General features: G+C 39.0%; 1 protein-coding gene. It reads left to right on the forward strand.

What is annotated here, in order from left to right; all coding sequences use genetic code 11:
• On the forward strand, positions 1-1,724 hold a 1,724-nt coding region (locus AC1DND_RS27235; RefSeq protein WP_477585898.1), incomplete at both ends, for a ligand-binding sensor domain-containing protein.

Raw genomic sequence — 1,724 nt, forward strand, 5'->3', positions numbered from 1 at the left:
GAGAAGGGCAGATTCAAAATTACTTCTTTTAATCATCGCCCCGAGGATCAGAAAAGTCTTAGTGATAATTTCGTTAAAACCATTGTAGAAGATCGTAAAGGCAGGATCTGGATTGGAACGGAAAAAGGCGGATTAAATCTTTTTGTTCCCGAATCAGGCTCATTTGTTCGGTTTAAATACGATGCCCTAAATCCAAAAGGATTGAGCAACAACAGTATCCGAAAGCTTATGCTCGATAATAATGGCAATATATGGGTGGCAACAATGAACGGCCTCAATATTTTGAACGCTGAAACGCTCAATTTTACAGTCTACAAGCATGATCCGGATAACAGAAAAAGTTTGAGTGATAACTCTATCAAAGAAATCTATAAAGACGAACAAGGGTCTATATGGTTAGGTACTATGTTTGGGGGGATAAATGTTAACCACCACAATAGCATTACTTTTGACGTATATAAGTATAATAAATATAGAAATAGCATCAGCGGTGATATTATCAGTGCAATAGAGGCTGATGACCAGGGGAATCTGTGGGTAGGTACAGAAGGGCAGGGACTGAACTGTTATAATGTGAAAACGGGTCTTTTTAAAAATTATGTGAATGATCCTTTTGATCCGAGCAGTTTAAGCCATAATACCGTCAAAGCTATTTTTAAAGATGGCCAGGGTAGGATCTGGGTTGGTTTATATGAAGGTGGTTTAGAACTTTTTGTTCCGGCCACGGGTAAGTTTAAACATTATCCTCCAAATCCTAAAAACCCAAATGCACTGAGTTATGGATACATATCAAGTATATCAGCAGATGATCAGGGACGATTGCTGCTCGGTACTTCATCCCAAGGATTGGATGTTTTTGATCCCCAAAAACAAATATTTACACATATCACCGACCTACCAGGAAAAGGTTTAAGGATTAGCAGTAATTACATTAGGTTCGTATATCAGGATTCAAAAAGGAACTTATGGGTCGGTACAATCAGCGGACTTAGCTTGTTGAGCCCTGGAGCTAAACAATTTAAGATATTCAGAAAAAAAGCCAAAAATAAAGACAGTCTTCAATCTAATCTGATTACCTGTATAAGAGAAAGCCGTCAGGGGAAAATCTGGATCGGAACGATGCGCGGAGGCTTGAGCTTATACCATCCTGAAACCGCTTCGTTTACTACTTATAATAAACAGAATGGTCTGCCCAGCAATAACATTACCAATCTATTAGACGATAATGAGGGTAACCTGTGGATAAGCAGCGACAGGGGACTTACCAAACTTGACCCACGACGGAGAAGCTTTAAAAACTACAATACAAGCGATGGTCTGCCTTCCAGTGAGTTCAATGTAAACTCCGCTTATAAGGACAAAAATGGCAAGTTATACTTTGGGAGTTTTAACGGACTGGTAGCCTTTACGCCAAGAGATATTAAGGAGAATACCGTTGTGCCAAAAACAGTATTCTCGGGCTTGAAACTATTTAACAAGCCGGTGCATATTGGAGGCTCCGATCAACTGTTGAATGAAGATATCAGTTTTACCAAATCCATCACGTTTTCTGCCGGTCAGAATATTTTTACCGTCGATTTTGTAACCTTAAATTACATCCAGCCCCAGCGTAATAAATACGCATACAAATTAGAAAACTTTGAAAAGGATTGGAATTATGTTAATATTCCATCTGCTACCTATACCAATCTGCCTTCTGGAAAGTATAGGCTATTGGTAAAAGG

Source organism: Pedobacter sp. 01N416 (assembly GCF_056399685.1).